The 17,483-nt window shown below is 51.9% G+C and carries 13 protein-coding genes and 1 pseudogene; 11 read left to right on the plus strand and 3 right to left on the minus strand.

Features of this window, described 5'->3' with window-relative positions:
- The first annotated feature begins 66 nt into the window (after positions 1 to 66).
- Positions 67 to 345: a GNAT family N-acetyltransferase gene (locus tag FCL49_RS20050; protein WP_012146411.1), complete on the plus strand. Its 279-nt coding sequence runs from the start codon at positions 67 to 69 to the stop codon at positions 343 to 345.
- A gap of 80 nt (positions 346 to 425) precedes the next feature.
- On the opposite strand, the gene FCL49_RS20055 is transcribed toward FCL49_RS20050, so the two are convergent.
- Both FCL49_RS20055 and FCL49_RS20060 read right to left on the minus strand, forming a co-directional pair.
- On the minus strand, positions 426 to 1,160 hold the full coding sequence (locus FCL49_RS20055; protein WP_174354876.1) for a class I SAM-dependent methyltransferase: 735 nt from the start codon (positions 1,158 to 1,160) through the stop codon (positions 426 to 428).
- Between the two features lie 33 nt (positions 1,161 to 1,193).
- Positions 1,194 to 2,141, minus strand: coding sequence for a LysR family transcriptional regulator (locus tag FCL49_RS20060; protein WP_174354877.1), 948 nt, complete (start codon positions 2,139 to 2,141; stop codon positions 1,194 to 1,196).
- A gap of 125 nt (positions 2,142 to 2,266) precedes the next feature.
- Between FCL49_RS20060 and FCL49_RS20065 the strand changes: the two genes are divergently transcribed.
- The 4 genes from FCL49_RS20065 to FCL49_RS20080 all read left to right on the plus strand — a co-directional run bounded on the left by FCL49_RS20065 (position 2,267) and on the right by FCL49_RS20080 (position 5,054).
- Entirely contained in the window at positions 2,267 to 2,920 is a 654-nt protein-coding gene (locus tag FCL49_RS20065) for a DUF3313 domain-containing protein (protein WP_174354878.1), read from the plus strand.
- Positions 2,921 to 2,960: 40 nt separating this feature from the next.
- Entirely contained in the window at positions 2,961 to 3,308 is a 348-nt protein-coding gene (locus FCL49_RS20070; protein ID WP_174354879.1) for a DUF3302 domain-containing protein, read from the plus strand.
- A gap of 8 nt (positions 3,309 to 3,316) precedes the next feature.
- On the plus strand, positions 3,317 to 4,453 hold the full coding sequence (locus FCL49_RS20075; RefSeq protein WP_174354880.1) for an HlyD family secretion protein: 1,137 nt from the start codon (positions 3,317 to 3,319) through the stop codon (positions 4,451 to 4,453).
- A gap of 253 nt (positions 4,454 to 4,706) precedes the next feature.
- A complete protein-coding gene (locus FCL49_RS20080; RefSeq protein WP_174355029.1) occupies positions 4,707 to 5,054 on the plus strand; it encodes a DUF6404 family protein in 348 nt (115 codons plus the stop codon).
- 444 nt (positions 5,055 to 5,498) lie between these two features.
- Here the strand turns inward: FCL49_RS20080 and FCL49_RS20085 are convergent, their stop codons facing one another.
- A complete protein-coding gene (locus FCL49_RS20085; RefSeq protein ID WP_254611116.1) occupies positions 5,499 to 6,194 on the minus strand; it encodes a hypothetical protein in 696 nt (231 codons plus the stop codon).
- Between the two features lie 259 nt (positions 6,195 to 6,453).
- Here FCL49_RS20085 and FCL49_RS20090 point away from each other — a divergent pair.
- The 6 genes and pseudogenes from FCL49_RS20090 to drmB form a co-directional block, all read left to right on the plus strand.
- A pseudogene (locus FCL49_RS20090) lies at positions 6,454 to 6,656 on the plus strand (helix-turn-helix domain-containing protein); the annotation flags it as partial.
- Positions 6,657 to 7,002: 346 nt separating this feature from the next.
- A complete protein-coding gene (locus FCL49_RS20095) occupies positions 7,003 to 8,034 on the plus strand; it encodes a hypothetical protein (protein WP_174354881.1) in 1,032 nt (343 codons plus the stop codon).
- A 2-nt stretch (positions 8,035 to 8,036) separates the two neighbouring features.
- On the plus strand, positions 8,037 to 9,644 hold the full coding sequence (locus tag FCL49_RS20100; RefSeq protein WP_174354882.1) for a hypothetical protein: 1,608 nt from the start codon (positions 8,037 to 8,039) through the stop codon (positions 9,642 to 9,644).
- The gene (locus FCL49_RS20105) at positions 9,641 to 11,344 is read left to right on the plus strand and encodes a nuclease-related domain-containing DEAD/DEAH box helicase (protein WP_254611126.1); all 1,704 of its coding nucleotides are present in this window, start codon (positions 9,641 to 9,643) and stop codon (positions 11,342 to 11,344) included. Before FCL49_RS20100 ends, FCL49_RS20105 begins: the two co-directional genes overlap by 4 nt.
- A 5-nt stretch (positions 11,345 to 11,349) precedes the next feature.
- Positions 11,350 to 15,063, plus strand: a complete 3,714-nt coding sequence (locus tag FCL49_RS20110) for a helicase-related protein (protein ID WP_174354884.1) — start codon at positions 11,350 to 11,352, stop codon at positions 15,061 to 15,063.
- Entirely contained in the window at positions 15,053 to 16,984 is a 1,932-nt protein-coding gene (gene drmB, locus FCL49_RS20115; RefSeq protein WP_174354885.1) for a DUF1998 domain-containing protein, read from the plus strand. The genes FCL49_RS20110 and drmB overlap by 11 nt, the downstream gene beginning before the upstream one ends.
- Positions 16,985 to 17,483: the final 499 nt, after the last annotated feature.

The raw sequence follows: 17,483 nt of genomic DNA on the forward strand, positions 1-17,483 counted from the left end.
TAGTCTAATATCAGGTTTGTTCTAGCGATCACCAACAGTTACGCACTTTTAAAATGGGATAAATTTATGGATCTTGAAATTCTGGCAGACGAGAAACGTTTCTATATAAACGATCGGCAGGGAAAAATGATCGCCGAGATCTCCTTTGTACCGAGCGGCGACAAATTAACCATTATCGATCACACCTGGGTGGATGAGGTATTGAAAGGTCAGGGCGTCGGTAAAAAGCTGGTGGCGCTGGTGGTGGCGAAAATGCGGGCGGAAAACCGTAAGATTATTCCGCTGTGCCCGTTCGCCAAACATGAGTTTGACACCACGCCGGAATATCAGGATATCCGTGCCTGAAGGTTAGGCCATAGGTGACATTGGGGGAGGCAGCCTCCCCAATATTGGATGTGTTAAGAATTTACTGTGGCAGGGGATAACTACGCGGGTTTATGGGCAGCCAGAATAAAAATCATCGGGCGTTCTTTCTCTTCGTCCAGCGCGGGGGTTTCTGCGATTTGCTGCGCCGAAGGGCCCCATTCATTGAGATAACTCACGACAAAACCTTGCTGCACCAGCAGATTAAGGTAGCTGCCGAGCATGCGGTGCTGCTTGATCACCCCTTCCGCCAACCAGTTTGAAATGCGTTGGCCTTCCTGCTGATAACCGTTGACCGGCCAGGATTTTTGCCCGTTCTCATCCACCAACCAGCCCTGCTGTTTTGGTGCGGTGTAAATCGGGTGTTCGGCGGTAAAGATAAACTGTCCGCCCGGCACCAGCGCCTGATAAACCGTGGCGAACAGCCGGGCCAGATCTTCGATGTAGTGCAGCGTCAGCGAGCTGTAGGCCAGATCAAAAGAAGCCGTTGGCAGTTGAAGCTGCTCCAGATCCTGTTGGCGGTATTCTATACCGGCATCCTGAGTCATCGCCCGTGCCTTATCGAGCATTTTCTCCGACAGATCCAATCCCAAAACGCTAGCGGCGCCTTGTTCACGCGCGCTGCGGCAGAACCAGCCATAACCACAGCCGAGATCGACCACTTTTTTATCCTGCAAATCCGGCAGGATGCTACGGATGGTTTGCCATTCCGGTGCACCGTCCAGCCCGTGCACCGAGCGGCTGAGCTGGGCATAGCCGTCGAAAAACGCCTGATTGTCATAAATGTTTTGTGTCATAACGACTCCTGTTTGAGTAAACCACTCACTGCACTAGACCAATCGATGTTCGTGCAGCTTGATGGTATTCATGATGCTGTCCATCATCACCTGCACCCGGTGGGGGAGCACGCCGCGTTGGCGGTAAATAAGATACGCCTGCATATCGATGCAGCGTTCGCGTTCAATGCAGGGCAGCAGCGAACCGGACTCCAGCGCCGAGGCCACCGAGTAATAAGGCGCATGAACAATCCCCAACCCCTGTTTGGCCAGTTCGACCGCCGGCAGAATATTGTCGCAGATGCTGGTGCCATTGACCTCCACCTGCTCCAACTGGCCCTGCAAGTTATAACAACTCCAGGTATTACGGCTGCCGCCCAATACCCGCAGGGTAATGCAGCGATGCTGCGTCAGTTCCGCCAGTTCGGTTAGCGGGGAGCGGGCAATATAATCTGGTGAGGCAAACAGCCCGACGCGAAAACGGGTCAATGGCCGAGCAATCAGGCTTTCGTTTTGGGGCTGGAAGAAGCTAATCAGCAGATCGCAGTCGCTGTCGAAAACCGCGCCGTACTTTTTCTCACGCTCATCCGGGTTACGGGTGACCAGGTCGATAATCAGTTCGGGGGATTCTCGCAGCAGGGGCGGCAGAACATAACGGGTCAGGAAAGAATGAATGCCGATCGGCGCACCGAGCGTCACCATGCCATTCAGGCTTTGTTTATAGGTGCCGGACATATCGAGCAGGTCGTTATGCTCATCCAATAGCTGAGCGGCACGGCGTAAAAACTGCTCACCAAACTCGGTCAAAGACAGCGTTCTTGGGCTGCGTAGAAATATCTCCAGGCCAAGCCGCCGCTCCAGCGCCGTCAGGGTGCGCGACACATTGGATTGCGGCATATCCAACAGCTGTGCCGCCTTGCTGACGCTGGCGGTTTCGGCGATGGTGCGAACGATCCTGAGTTCATCGATCCTGAAGTCTTTTGCTTTCACGCGGTGAGCCATTCTGAGTTTGCATATCAAAAATGATATACATTTTTGCCGGTATTGTCATATGACTTATCACTGACCGGCGGGTATTCTTTTGGTCAATTATTTGCTATGCATTAAAATTGACATGGAAGATTATAATGAAAATAACCTGCGCGATAATTTTACCCGTGACGTTAACATTGGCCGCCTGCTCATCATCGGTCACTGAAAAAGAGAAATACTCGACGTTTCTGCCTAATTATAATGATATTACCAAGAGCCAATCGGCCTCCGGTAAGGACGTATTATATTGGAAGGATAAGAACGTTGATTTCTCCAAGTATAAATATCTGGTTTATCAGCCGATGATCTTTTTCCCACGGCCAAAACCTAGTGAGATGGTGAGCCAGCAGGCGCTCGATAATATCCTGGCTTATACCAACAGAGAATTCAAGAAAGCCATGGGTTCTCATTTTATCCTGAAAAATACACCGCGTGAAAATACGCTGATTTTCCGTGGCGCCATCACGGCGATTGACACGCAGAAGAAGGGACTGCAGGTGTATGAGGTACTGCCGATTACGCTGCTGGTTGCCGCAACACAAAGCGTAACCGGCCACCGCACCATGGAAAGCGCCGTTTATATGGAAGGTGAGTTTATCGACGCTTCAACCCACCAGCCGGTAATCAAAGTGGTGAGGAAGGCCTCCGGAGACAATCTGAATAATGAAAAGTCGCAGTTAAAAGTGGCCGATGTTAAAAATGCCATAGATACCATTGCCAATGATATTAAAGAATATAAGACGTCATAGGCGTCGATAATTATTTTAGCCTTATTAACCAGGGTTTCGCATGTTTCTAGATTACTTCGCTTTAGGCGTATTGATCGCCGTGTTTTTAATTCTGTTTTACGGCGTGATTATTATTCACGATATTCCTTATCTGCTGGCCAAAAAACGCCAGCACCCGCATCAGGATGCCATCCATGTGGCGGGCTGGGTCAGCCTGTTTACCCTGCATGCCATTTGGCCACTGTTATGGATTTGGGCGACCTTATACCGGCCGGAACGGGGCTGGGGAATGAGCGATAAAGCTGAGCAACCTGATGTGTTGCAGGCGCGAATTAATCGGCTCGAAAGTGAATTGCAGCGTATGCAGACGCAGGTTGCAGATCAAAGCTCGTCGTCCAATAAAGGTTAAACAACAGTATGGATCTCTTAATTATTCTCAGCTACGTTGCGCTGAGCTACGGCGTATTCAAACTGTTCCGTATCCCGGTCAATAAATGGACGGTGCCGACGGCGGTGCTTGGCGGTATTTTCATTGTGGGTGCCTTAATCCTGGGCATGAATTACAACCATCCTTATACCTACCGGGCGCAGAAGATCGCGATATCCGTGCCGATCGTCCCGCAGGTCTCGGGGATGATTGTAGAAGTCACCGATAAAACCAACGTATTACTGCGCAAAGGGGAAATTCTGTTTCGCCTTGATGATACCCGCTACCGCGCCCGACTCAACAAGCTGCAGGCGGAGCTTGCCGGTGCGCAGGCGGATGTACGCGGACGCCAGGCAACATTGAATGAGTCTGCCGCGAATGTTCAGCGGGTAAATGCCGAGTATGAGCGAGCCCGCAAGGATTATCAGCGCTATGCCAAAGGCGCGACCATGGCAGTCAACCCTTTTTCTGAGCAAGACATCAGCCATGCGCAGCAACAATACCAGGCACAATCCGCCGCGCTGCAGGCCGCCAGGGCTCAGCATCAGCAGGCGAAGGAACAGCTTTCGGGCCACTTCAATGGTGAAGATGCCCATATCGCCAGCCTGAAGTCACAGATTGCAGAGGCCACTTATAACCTGGAACAAACCACTATTCGCGCACCCAGCGACGGCTATGTTACCCAGGTATTGGCCAGACCGGGCACCACGGCGGTGCGTTTGCCTTTCAAGCCGGTGATGATTTTTATTCCGCAGCAAAAACGGCAGGTGGTGGCGGTATTCCGGCAAAACTCGATTCTGCGCTTAACCGAGGGCGATAAGGCCGAGGTGGTATTTAACGGCTTGCCGGGTAAAGTCTATGGCGGTTCGGTGACGCGGGTGTTGCCGGTGGTACCGGACGGTAGCTACCAGGCCAGCGGGGCATTGCAGGGGTTAAATGTCGGTGCCCAGCAGGAAGGGGTTTACGTGATGATTGATCTGGCCCCCAGCAAGGAACTCGACAAACTGCCCGATGGCGTAACGGCGCAGACTGCGGTCTATACCGAGCACTTTGAGCATCTTTCCATTATGCGCAAAGTCCTGCTGCGCATGACCAGCTGGATGCACTACCTGTATTTGGATCACTAGCTGTTATCTGTTTTACAGACACAAAAAAGCCCGCAACGTGAATTGAACTGCACCCCAAAAGTTGGAGATCCAACTGAGTAAGGTGCAGTTTTTTATGGCAAAACCAAAATACTCCCTCGAAACCAGACTGGCAGTGGTCACGCATATTCTTCCTTTCATCTGCCTATTTTCGCTCATTTCACGCTATGGCTGCCTCTGGATAAGGCATATTATTAGACGGTCTTTATTGATACCCAATGAAAGGATTCGGATGATGGCATTTGAAGATAAGAAGAAAAAGGCAATAGCCCTGATGGAAGATAAAAAGATGTGGCGGAGCAATTATGCACCACCGATCTTGCGCCTGTTTTGGAAAATGGGGGGTAAAATGCCACCGCCACCGTTTGCCCCCTTCTGGCTGAATACGTTGTTCTTCGCCGTCTGGTTCGGCCCTCTATGGGGCATTTTCATGTGGTTTAGTAGCTGGAAAAATCAAGGCTTAAGCGTATTGCTTGCGGTGTTTACCGCCCTCTTTGCCGGTTTGCTGTTTGGTTTATTCATGGCGCTAATTCACTCTTGGCGCAAGCGGGCCAACAAACTGCCTGACTGGAAGAGTCTCTAACAGGGCAATAATCTGAACGCCAATCGGAGCTGCGGAGAAGTCCGATGCTACGGATGCAGGTTGCTAACGAACTGAAGGAAAAACGCCAGCGCTTGCAACAATAAGGGGCCACGCAGCCCGTTGTGTACCCATTCTTGGCATACGGTTATGGCATACATTTCCATGCATACCAATAACTCCAATATTTATCAGGATATTCTCGGACTATTACAGACACAAAAAAGCCCGCAAACCTAGGTGGTATGCGGGCTTTCCGTACTTCTCCGGACTTATCTGGTAATACCCGGATCATCATTTGGGGCTGGGGGAATCTGAATAAATCGATTAGTCTGTTGTAATCATTGATGAAAATCGAGTTCAGATTTGTTGGGTATACCTAAACGTATACCAATGCAGGAAAGTGACACCGATTTAGAGGGGGATTTTAGAATCTGGTACCACCAATTAGCGCCTTTTTTCCCATGCTTGCTTGATGAGCTGCACATCAGGTTTGAAGCGCGACATGTGGCGGATACCTACCACAGGCACATCGAATTGCTTAAACCGTGCTGTAAAGCAGAACGTGGAGTAGTAGCGGTTTCGGCTTATGTACTCGGGTTCATCGCCATCGCCGAATGCTTTTAATAGCAAGCGAGCTGCTGAGTGAGAGTTCATTCCGTTACTGTAAGCAATAATTAGCTCAGGTTTGCATAGGGGGACGGTAACGTTTTCAAAGAAACTCATTGATTTTTCAATCAGTCGATCCAAACTGCCAATCGCGCTCTCTTGAGCACATTTTTTGAGCGACAGGGCATCTTTAGAACACATGAGTAGTGCATTGGTATAGACAGTATCTTGCCATCTAAAGCCTAGCTGTTCAGGGACTGATTGCAGGCGGTTTGCCAAATGTTTGATACCCCATTCACCTTCAGTACCGGCCTGAACATTAGAGAAATAAGGTGAATTAAAGCCGCTTATCACTGCTTCAGCATTTGTAAAACCGTCATCCGCAGATGAACCATTGAACCCAACCATGATTAAACGCTTTCTTGCTGGCTTGGCGGCCAGTAATTCGAAGGAACAGTCATAAGGGCGGCCGGGGAGTTTGCTTAAACCATGCCGCTCTAATCCTTCCATAATTATTTTCTTGGTCGTTTCCATCTTAGTGGTTACCCCTTAAATGAGTCTGTTTTTGGCTCTGCCCCATGATAGATCCAATCCGTCATCTCACTCAGAAAAAAAAGATTTATAGAAAAACTGGTCACACTGTTCACTTTTGGTTTTAGTTGTTTTAAAACAATGAATTAACTGGTGATTAGTCGGTGATGAGTTTGCCCTGACTGGTCACTTACCGTGAACAGTCAGCCCCAAAAAGGCAAAATGCCGACTTGAACCGATTATTGAGTTACTTTTCACTATGATGTCGGTGATTTCTGCTGTCGCAGAATTTGAGCGGGATCTGTTGCTTGAGCGCACGCACTCAGGTATTGCGAGGGCAAAACAGCTGGAAAGCGATTTGGTCGTCCTTCAGCACTGAATGAAGAACAGCAACTTACTGTGATTATACGTATAAACACCGGGATCAGTATCAGCGCCTTTGCACGGGAATTTGATAACACCTGATAAACAATACTCTGGGTTAACAGGTTGCTATGTGCCAGAAGCAAACCCTGCGAGCATCATTGTGTAGTAAACGGGTATTACCATATCTCCAACCTTTATTAATCAGGCTTTTTATAAATAGGTTTTTAGTAATGTGATGCTCTCCCAAGTTAAAGGCAGCAGTTAGAAGTATGATGCTGGCTGGATTGTGGCAGATGCCCATTACATCGCTGCAAAAATGACCAAGCCCAACAAATTTAACAAGATATCCGAGAAACCACGTTATTTGAGATTTTCATTTACCTGTTGGAGTGATTTAATCGAGTCTCAATTTATTTAGGATACCTGTAGCCTCGGGATTGCTTAGATGCAATATTTTGAAGTGGATACGTTTTATGACGAGGTCCCTACATGGGCTGCTACTGCTCTAAGTCTGGGCTATCGGTGGAACCTAGGTTGCGGTAATGCTCGTCGGATCGGTCTGTTGTCTATGCCGTGCGAGTCGGAGGCTGCTGGTCTTATCGCTCTGGGCGCCCTGCGGAATGATCTGGAGCGTACGACGGCAAACCACGTGGATATGCACTTCGATTTTCTGCTGCGAACATGCCACGAGCGTATTGCCGCGAAGGTGCGATGCGGGGCCCATCCTGAAGAGCTCTCGTGGGATGTGCGTGACTCCGTTGACGATACTCGCTGGCGTTTTGTTGCCTTTAATGGCGAGTTAGATGCCATTGTTCTCGAGAAAGCTACATACCGGCCTTTTGTCAAAAGGAAGGGCAAAAGCATCCCTAATCCGCACGGGGTCTGCACCTGTTACATCATGCGTGGCAACGCCATCCGCTGGCAGTTGCGCGATTGCCCCTTGCCGCAGTTACCTCATGACGGGAAGGGGCTGGAATACTCCGAGTATCGCGATCTCCCGGGATGCGCCGGCCCTATCTTGGAAGCAAATCTGCGTCAGTCCTATGATGGCCTAGTCTTGGTTGGGCAGGGGGGGGCGCGTGACTCCAGTTATATGCAGAAGCTTTATGCTGCGGGTTTCGCAACAGCTGACCGCAGATTTTCGCTGGGCGATCTGCTGACTCTGCATCACACTGAGCGGCAATACATACGGCGCCTTCGCTTCCTCAACGAGAGAGTGCATCAAGACGAGGCCATACATGCGGCCTGGTTAGTGGTGGCCGATGGCATATCGGCGCTGCTCTGTGCGGAGAAACTGTTCCCTTCGAGCGACATCATTGGTGTCTGCAACCGTGATGCATCTGTCGAGTCGATCCTCCAGCTCAAGGACTGGTTGAATAATATCAGCCGCTACTACAAAGATAGGGACGCCAGCAATTGTCTGTTGGGTGAAATGCAAACCGGAATGCAGCTGCGCGTGCTGCAACGAAGGATGTGACCATGATTATCCCGACAACCGCGCGCTTGCAGTTTCTAGATAGTAATCCGCCGTTCCAAGAGCTCTTTATTGGCGAGTCTCCGCTTTTTTCCGCGATCCGCCACCATATGCGGATACTTTATTCAGCACTTTACCAGCTAGATAGCGGCCCTGACGTGAACGAGTCGGCCCTGCTGCTTCGCTTCGAGATGCAGAAGTGGCTGACGTCACCTTTGATACCCGATATTGGCCTCTTTCCCCGCTGTGGCCTTGCCGATGCAGCGCAGATTCGCCGGCAGTGGGGGGCGAATGCCGTACAAACCGTCGAGCTCCTGAAAGACCTGATCACCTGTTACGCTGAGGAGGGCTCTGTACTTAATGCGGAGTTCGTCCGGTTATTCATCGAACTTAAGTGCGAATATGGGAAAGACAACGTCAGGATTTGGTGCCATCCCAAAGAACGCGACCTTTTTCGCAAGCTGCTCGAAGGGTTGGTGGACCTCAATGATGGGGGATTCGTAAGCACACTTGCAGAGTACCGCAAGATCCCTCCGGCAGATGCGTTGATCCGATTCGGACCTTTGCGCACGCGTGGCTTCGGCAGTGCGCCGGAGGCATTAATTACTTCCCCATCATACCGTCGTCTGGTCCGCTTTGTTTGGTCAGGGCTGGCAGATGAGGAAGGATTTGCCGATGATCCGGTACTGCCCACCTACAACTATCTGGCCAGCCTGCGTTCAGTTCGGACTACCGTCAGCGAGAATCCCAGAACGATGACTGTGCCTCCTACGGCTGAACAAGTTGATGATCTTGTGTACCTTGACAATAAGACGTCCACGGGCAAAGCCTTGCATCGATGTGTGCTAGTGGAGTTTCCAGCTGAGTACGGAGTGCTTCTTCGTCCGGGGTCCCGCTTGCTGGTATTCAGTCCCCATCGCACCGACATTGAGGCCATTGGCTACAGACAGATTAATGAAGTAGAAGCAGATGATTACCTGCTGATTCACGATGCTGATGCTGACCTTGGTGAGGTTAGTGTCGATGCCTCTAAAGCGCCGCTGGCTGCCCTCTGGAAAAAGGCGCTGGCTGATGCTTGGAAACGACATCCCAATATATGTCTTCAGAAAATGCAGCAAGCCGGCATTGATCTCCAAGATCTGCATCGTGCGGTCCACAAATGGAAAGAAAGCAATGGTACTGTGATTCCGGCGCCGCTGCGTAAGAGGCATTTCGAAGCATTGCTGATAAAGGTACTTGATCCGGATCTTATTCCACCGATGGTGGTTAATGGCAGAACTGTTCCTGGATGGCGTCGGGCGTGGAGAGAGGTCGAGGCCTCTCGGGTTAACGCGATACAACATGGAGCGGTTGAGCATGCCATTGTAAACGAACAACTAACTGCGGAGCTGCGTAGAGAATTGCCTGCTATTCGCAGTATGCTCTCGTTAGTATATGTATATCCTCACCGGCTTGAGCCGGAAAGTGGCCTGACCGGCAGCGTGTTATTTAAACCTGTGATTAGTATTTCGCCGGACTTTGCTGCTCCGGCAGAGGTGCTGGAAAAACTGCTCAAGCTGCCGATTGCTGAACGGTATCGCGCAGGCTTAGGAGGCGAGCATTTGTGCGCATGATTCCCGGATTTATCGACGAGACTTCACCGCCCGGTGAGATTGACCTTTACCGGAAACTCGAAAGTGCCCGGTGCAACTGGACCGTTATCCATTCGCTGGATCTGGCACCGAGCAACCATAACAGGCGCACCGAACTTGACTTTGTGATTGTGATTCCCGACGTTGGCATTCTCTGCATTGAGGTCAAATCGCATCGAGAGATTGGCTTCGACGGCGATCACTGGTACCCAAAAAGCATTACAAAATCGCCGTTCCGCCAAGCACAGGATGCTCGTTATGTTCTGCGGCGTCGGCTGGTGGAGCGGTTAGCGATCTTTTCTCAAGTCCCAGTGATTCATTGCTGTGTTTTCCCTCGGGCAGATTTTACCGTGCCGCCCAATCTGTCGGTTAGTCCATACGAGGTGATGGACCGTTACCGGTTCGATGCCTGTACAACGGGCGATGCGCTGTGTGAAGCTCTTAAAAAAATGGCCCTGCGGATCATCTATGCGGATCCAACGATCGCCCTGCTGAAGGCACCACTGTCAGGGGCGCAGGTAGAAGATTTCGTCAGTTTCTGCTTCCCCATCCGTACACGCCGGCCGGAAAAGTTCACCGAAATTCGCTATCGCGAGGAGGAGCTTGAGAAGCTATTGCGCGATCAACAATACCCGGTGCTTCGTTTGACGGATTACAACCCGAGGGTGCTAGTTGAAGGGGGGGCAGGAACCGGTAAGTCACTAATAGGTATTAGCGTGGCTCGGCTCAAGGCGGCTCAAGGTCTAAGGGTAGGTTATCTCTGTTTTAACAGGCTGATCGGTCAATGGGCTGCCAGTCAGCTAGAGGAAGAACACAACCCGCTTTTGGTCGGGGGCTCTGCCTTAAGCGTGTTGATGTCCCTTACTGGGGTAAGTGTGCCGGAAAATCCAAACGATGATTTCTGGTCCAGCGTAGCGCTGGAGGTCCAAGACCGCCTCACGGATCCATCTTGTGCGCATGATGCTCGGTTCGACTATCTGGTCATCGACGAGGCGCAGGATATTCTCGGGCGCCCAGACCTGTTGGACTGCCTCCGTCTGCTTATAGATGGTGACCTAGATGGCGGCCGCTTCCTTATGTTAGGTGACTTCCGCAATCAGGTACTGACAGGAGCAACGGCACTGGAGGTCCCCCTAGCTACCGTGCGGAAGAATTCAGCCCGCTGGGTACTTACGGAAAACTGTCGCAACTACAAGACCGTTGGCCAGTTCGCAATGAAGCTCTCTCAGGCAGACAGGAGCACCTACTCCGGTTACCTACGACAGGGGGGCGGCCTGAATGCATGGAACCTTGAGCTGTACAAGGACGCAGCGGATCAAATCCGCAAGATCATGATATGTATAGATTCAGCTTTGGCCAGCGGATTCCGGGAGGCCGACATTACGGTGCTTTCCTTCGGGTCTGAACGTCGCTCAGTGCTCCCATTGCTTCGCGAGGCCTGCAACCGCGCATTCGTCTCCGTCGGAAATTCGAGCACCAAGGGCATACGCTACTCCACTGTTCCAGCCTACAAGGGGCTGGAGAACAAGGTCATCATCATCACTGATGTAATTCCTTCTGATAGTGGGTTTGATCGCAACCGCTTTTATACGGGAATCACCCGGGCCCAAGAGCGGCTCCATCTATTTTGTCATGCATCAGGTGCATCACAGCTAGCTGAATGGGTGACAAGTGCCAGGTAAAAAGTATGAATAAGGAACGATCTGCAGAAATCGAGTTTCTTCGTGGAGAGCTGGTGGGGCCCTCGCGCGTCATCGAAACCGTTACAACCTTCGGAATGGTTACTATTGATGCACAAGGCAGCTTCCGGCTTTCCGGGGAAGAGTTCGGGCCCCTTTACTACCAATGCGGAGACAGCGATGTTCTGCAGGAAATCGTCCACTACAATGGCGAAACGCCTATGCAACGTTATGGCGCGGGCCTTTTGTACCCACGTAAATATATGCAGGGGATGGTAATTGACGATCATGCGGACCCTGGATCATCCGCTGGGCTAATAAACGACGGTGAGAATGGAGAGAACGCATTGACTGAGACAGTGCTGGCAGTGGTCTCCAATCCGGAAGTGTCGACGTTGCCTGCAATGTTTACCAGCGGTGACCCAGCTTCAGAGGGAGGTGGCACTGAGGCGGATGACGATGATTTCGAGGTTGGCAGTGACGATATGTACCAACCCTCGGTCATGGGTATTAGCTTCTGCCTGGAGGAGAGTGAAGGCGAATTTGTCGTATCGCTTCCCGCTGCTAAAAAGTTCTTTTGGCAGCTACCAGAGGCCGCCGCGTTCCCAGTCAACGGAAGGTATGAACCCTGTATTAAAGTAACGAGCAAGGAGAATGGTGAACATCGTGCGGAGGCGTGGCGGCGTGTGCCGGCTACAACTGTTGCTACGTGTGAACGATTTCTGTTGGCTAGCCTAAAGCCCGGAAAAACCGAGTCAAGGAGCCTGAGCTTGCCTGGGGGGCTTGCTTTACAGATCCAAGTTTTTCCACGACGCATGCATGGCAAGTGGATTGTCACATGCGTACTGCGCAACCAACAGGATGCCCAAGCGGCCAAGAGCAAAGCAGATCAGATCCGAAGCATCCTCTTTCAGGCGTACTTCCAGGTGCGGGTGCAGGGCGGTGCAGTCTTTAGCCGTTACCCTGAAGGAGTCAGGCCGTTCGAACAGCTCGATGATGACGAGAAAACGCTCTCCCTGCTGTACCGTGACCAAGCTACTTGGGCGATCGGACACGGTTGTGCGGCGGGATGGGATCTTGTCGAAGGGGGAGTACCGGATGCTATTTTCGCGGATGTGATGCCGGCCGTGGAACTGCCGAGTATGACTCCTGACATCACGGACCGCGAGGGAGACCCTGTCACCCTATCTATGCGTGATCTAGCGGGGCTTACAACCTTTGCCCCGGGCGCTCAGGACTGGGCACCACTCGATAGTCTCGTGCAAGAGTATGCTGCTTGGATTGATGCTCGCGAGGCAGGCAGCGAGAAGCTATCGCCCCAGTTGCGTGATGTAGCCACAAGCCATCTGGATGACTGCCGCCAAAGCCTCAAGCGCATCAGACACGGCATTGCGATCCTGCAAACCGACACCACTGCACTAGAGGCATTTCGTCTGGCCAATCAGGCAATGCTGCTCCAGCAGGTAGCATCCAAACAGATCTCTCGTCGCCCGCTAGTCCTCCTCAACAACTATGTGGTTGCTGAGGAGGTACCTGAAGGACAGCCACGCACACCATGGGAGGTGTGGATTGATGGTTCCGAAAAACAGGGTGTCGGCAAATGGCGAGCCTTCCAGGCAGCGTTCTTGCTTATGAGTATCGCCGGACTGGTTGAGGAACGTTGTGATGACCGGGAAATCGTCGACCTGATCTGGTTCCCCACAGGCGGAGGCAAGACCGAAGCCTATCTCGCAGTCGCCGCTTTCTACATGTTCCACCAACGCTTGATTTCGCGCGTAGATGATGAACTGCGTCGTGATGGCACCAATGTATTCATGCGCTACACCTTGCGGATGCTGACCACACAGCAATTCCAGCGTGCTGCCAGCCTGATCTGCGCTATGGAACAAATCAGAGTACGCCGGGAAAAGGAGGCCGCCAGCCCCTCGCTAGGGACCTCCTGCTTCACACTTGGACTCTGGGTTGGTGGTGATGGTTCACCAAATAAATGGGCTGATGCCAGCAAAGCGGTCCGCAAATATGACTCCGGAGATGTGACAGGAAATCCGTTAGTCTTGACGGAGTGCCCTTGGTGCCGGAGCACAATCGGCCGGTTGACTCAAGCCTCGTCCAGTAAAGGCAAGAAGAACAAGAACAGCAATCTCGCTGGGCTGGTCGGTGGAAAGCAGCCGTACCTGATGTGCTCTGACACTGGATGTGAATATGGTGGCGAACGCAGTAGGCTACCTGTCGAGGTTATCGACGAAGCCATCTACAAAGATCCACCATCCATGTTCATCGGGACCGCTGACAAGTTCGCAATGATGGCCTGGAAGCCGGAAACCGGCGCACTGTTTGGCTTGGATCATGGCAAAGAGGGAGAAGTGATTCCTGTCAGACGCCCCCCAGGATTGGTGATCCAAGATGAGTTTCACCTGATTTCAGGGCCTTTGGGTACGATCTATGGGTTATATGAGGGGGTGATCGAGCAGCTTTGCAGCGCAAAGAACAGGCGTTATCTGATAAAGCCCAAGATAATCGCCTCGACCGCCACCATTCGGGGGGCGGCAGAGCAGGTACGTACTGTCTATGCCCGTGAGAAGCTGCAGCTGTTTCCCAGCCCAGGGCTGGAGATGGGCGACTCGTTTTTCGGCCGTTACGCCAAGGACAAAGATGGACAGCTGAAACAAGGCCGACTCTACCTAGGAATTCACGCCAGCGGTTATCGGTCTTTCCTGACAACTCAGGTCCGTGCATTTTCGACTGTGTTGTTCAGAGCGTGGATGTTCGATGACAACAAGAAAGATGCATGGTGGACCCTGCTGGCGTTCTACAACAGCTTGCGTGAGCTGGGTGGTGCCCAGACCCTGTTCCAGTCTGACATTGCTGCGCGTCTAAAGGACTATTCATCGCGTTATGGGCTCAAAGGCGGCCCTCAACGCTACCTCAATACTGTGGAAGAGTTGACCAGTCGTCAGAGTCAGGCACAGCTGGTTGAGTTAATGGATCGGTTGGCGCTCCCTTGGGATGCCAAGGACAGCTTGGATGCCTGTCTTGCGTCCAATATCATCGAAGTTGGAGTGGATATCGACCGGCTAGCGTTGATGGCTGTTGTCGGTCAGCCCAAGTCAACCGCTCAGTACATTCAGGTGACAGGCCGGGTAGGACGGCGCTGGTGGGAACGTCCTGGACTGATTCTGAGCATGTTCAACCCGGGGAAGAGTCGCGACCGCTCGCACTTTGAGCAGTTTCATAGTTATCACCGCCGTCTCTATGAGCGGGTCGAGCCGACTTCGGCTACACCATTTTCGGTTGAAGCAGTGGAGCGCGCACTGGCAGGAGTAATGCTGCTCTGGGCACGGCAGCGGCATGGTGCCAGCTCGCCTGGTGAGGCCTTCGGCGACTATGCCGACTATTTGAACGAGGCGCTTGAGCTGCTGCTTGAACGATGCGGAGCCATCATGGAGGTTCAACCAGATGAATTGGATCGAGTATGCGAAGCCATGCGCAAAGTACACAGTGAACTCCTCAATAAGTGGAAAACCAATCCACAAGAGTGGTGGGCGTACCCGCAAAAGAAAGATGGAGAGTATCTGATGCTATGGACAGGTGAGTTCGCGACTAGGGAGCAGAAACGAAAAGGGATGCGGGTTCTCAGCAGCATGCGCAATGTTGACGGCACTGCCCGGGCAGCAATCAGCAGCAACTATTTAGGCGAGGAGCATACAGAGCATGGCCAGTGACATTCGGCTGGGGCAATTGATTGTCCCCTTCGGGCCGGGGAGCATCTATACCGACAAGAACGGTGTACCTAATATAATCTGCGGGCTAGACTTCTGGCATAAACAGATGGATGAGAAAGGCAAGTGGACGGTGGATGAGGCCGCCATGCGCAGGCATGTGATTGACGAGCCTCGACTATCTGCTCTGCTTCAGGTTCCACAATTCCGCCAGCCGCCAGAATACTGCCGTGACGACCAGAATCCAGGGCTATCGGGGCTGGAAATCCAGACTCACCGCTTTCCTACTTGGTATGTCGACAGCTACAGCGGAAAAATGCGCCGTTTCAGCCTAGATACCCGGAAACTTACCCCGCTCCCAAATGACAAAAAACCAAATTGGCGCCCCGTGCGTTTCATCAGCGTCTGCAGCCAAGGGCATATTGCAGATTTCCCATGGAAAGCTTGGTGTGGATGTACCTGCCCAGGGGATAGCGGACTGGTGCTTAAGGATTCCGGCGGCCCAGACCTGAGGTCCGTTAAAGTCACCTGCTCGATATGCAAGAAATGGAAAACCTTGGCGGGAGCAATGAGCATGGTTCGCGATCCCGACAGTGGCAAAATCGATAAATCCGGACTTAAGTCGGCAGGGATCTTCTGTAGTGGTGAGCGTCCTTGGCTGGGCTTGGCAGCTCAGCCATGCCAAGAACCCCCTGTTGCAGTGCTGATCAACCAGTCGAACATCTATTTTGGAAAAGTGCTGTCTTCAATCTATCTGCCGAATATGAGCAGCGAACAATGCGTTACTGACATTCAGAAGATACTGAGAAATGATGATCTGGATTTAAGCGTCGTAAAGCTATTTATCCAGCTCGGAATTATCTCGGAAGCACTAAAAAAGCTCCATGAGATCCTGCTCCCCTATTACCCCAGCCTGCCTGATGACGCGTTGATAATGCAGGCCATGGACGCTCTCAACCAAGGCAGCTCGCTGGCAGATGGAGGCCCTCAGCCTGTAATGGCAGAATCAGAGTCCCAGAAATACCGCCGGGCCGAGTACAACGTACTACGCAATGAAGTAGCCCTTGGAGTAGACAACGAACTAAGGGTAATTCCAAGCTTGGTTCCGCTTGGGCTGAAATCTTGGTTCGGGCGGATCAATCTGGTTGAAAAGCTGCGTGAAACCCGGGTTTTTTGTGGCTTTGACAGACTTATACGGGAAAGGGAGCCGTTGGCTAGCATGCCGGACTCAGCTATGAACCAGCTTTTCCTTCACCCGCCGGCACCAGAATCCCAGTGGCTGCCTGCTATCAAGAATTATGGTGAAGGTATTTTCGTCGAGTTGGATGAGGGCGCCGTCAGCAATTGGCTTGCAGAGAATGCCGAGTGGCTTGCACACCGGCTGGATCAGGCGTTTGTGGCACGCATGGCTGACGAGAAAAACCTGATGCCACCGCTCCAGAGTAATTACGTTACGCCACAATGGGCTGCCCGATACCTTCTGGTTCACACCTTGGCTCACATCATGATCAATCAGATGGTGTTTGAATGTGGTTACTCCTCAGCTTCGCTGAAAGAACGCATCTTTGTATCTAGCGATCCAGAGGCACCGATGGCGGCCTTTCTCATTTTCACCGCAGCCGGAGATTCGGAAGGTAGTCTGGGCGGGTTGGTTCGTATCGGCCGGCCTAAGCTTTTTGAGCCGATGGTTCTCAGGGCTCTTTCTCGGGCGTCTTGGTGCTCTGCTGATCCTGTCTGTTCGGAGGATTTGGGTGGGACGGGTTCGCGACGGGTCAACAAAGCAGCCTGCCATGCCTGTGTACTATTGCCGGAAACAGCATGCGAAACAGTCAACAGCGGGCTGGATCGTGCTATGGTCATCGGGACGCCGCAGGCACCGCATCATGGATTCCTATCGGAATTGATTAAAGGGGGTTCCATCTGACTTGCTTTAGCCACTCAGCACAGTAATCCAAGAAAAGGCTATGATTGAAACTGATCTAGGCGGTCCCCTTAAAGTGATGAAGATATAATCTCACATTTTCTCAACAGTTTAGAGCTATGCCGTGTCCCGCGTTAGCTGTTATCAGCTGAACAATGCACAATGGGGCTCATCGAGCCCCATTTTTCTTATCGTAGTCTGAGTGGACGGCCTACACGTGAACCAGGCTTAGTGCTCAATGGTATTCTCTTTAATTACGAGCCTGTGAACAAGCTTGTGTGGCTCTACCACCGAGCAAAGCATTAGGAGCAGACCACAACAGGCCAATCCAGCTGGTTTGTGTCACTTCTAATAAGTTTCGGTAGCATTTCTAGTGCTGACTTATCAGTGTAAACATTGCGCTTAACCTGACTATTCACTTTTAGAAATCTTCCGGCAAACCAACTTCTGCTCTCGCCCAAAGCTGCCTGTCAGAACCTGTTTATCTTAAAAAGTCTTAGAG

The organism is Serratia proteamaculans (genome assembly GCF_013337185.1).
GTDB classification, from domain to species: Bacteria; Pseudomonadota; Gammaproteobacteria; order Enterobacterales; family Enterobacteriaceae; genus Serratia; species Serratia proteamaculans_D.

Excerpts from the sequence above, each read along its gene's own strand:
- FCL49_RS20050 (WP_012146411.1), top strand. The coding sequence starts at position 67 with ATGGATCTTGAAATTCTGGCAGACGAGAAACGTTTCTATATAAACGAT.
- FCL49_RS20055 (WP_174354876.1), bottom strand. The coding sequence starts at position 1,160 with ATGACACAAAACATTTATGACAATCAGGCGTTTTTCGACGGCTATGCC.
- FCL49_RS20060 (WP_174354877.1), bottom strand. The coding sequence starts at position 2,141 with ATGGCTCACCGCGTGAAAGCAAAAGACTTCAGGATCGATGAACTCAGG.
- FCL49_RS20065 (WP_174354878.1), top strand. The coding sequence starts at position 2,267 with ATGAAAATAACCTGCGCGATAATTTTACCCGTGACGTTAACATTGGCC.
- FCL49_RS20070 (WP_174354879.1), top strand. The coding sequence starts at position 2,961 with ATGTTTCTAGATTACTTCGCTTTAGGCGTATTGATCGCCGTGTTTTTA.
- FCL49_RS20075 (WP_174354880.1), top strand. The coding sequence starts at position 3,317 with ATGGATCTCTTAATTATTCTCAGCTACGTTGCGCTGAGCTACGGCGTA.
- FCL49_RS20080 (WP_174355029.1), top strand. The coding sequence starts at position 4,707 with ATGGCATTTGAAGATAAGAAGAAAAAGGCAATAGCCCTGATGGAAGAT.
- FCL49_RS20085 (WP_254611116.1), bottom strand. The coding sequence starts at position 6,194 with ATGGAAACGACCAAGAAAATAATTATGGAAGGATTAGAGCGGCATGGT.
- FCL49_RS20095 (WP_174354881.1), top strand. The coding sequence starts at position 7,003 with ATGCAATATTTTGAAGTGGATACGTTTTATGACGAGGTCCCTACATGG.
- FCL49_RS20100 (WP_174354882.1), top strand. The coding sequence starts at position 8,037 with ATGATTATCCCGACAACCGCGCGCTTGCAGTTTCTAGATAGTAATCCG.
- FCL49_RS20105 (WP_254611126.1), top strand. The coding sequence starts at position 9,641 with ATGATTCCCGGATTTATCGACGAGACTTCACCGCCCGGTGAGATTGAC.
- FCL49_RS20110 (WP_174354884.1), top strand. The coding sequence starts at position 11,350 with ATGAATAAGGAACGATCTGCAGAAATCGAGTTTCTTCGTGGAGAGCTG.
- drmB (WP_174354885.1), top strand. The coding sequence starts at position 15,053 with ATGGCCAGTGACATTCGGCTGGGGCAATTGATTGTCCCCTTCGGGCCG.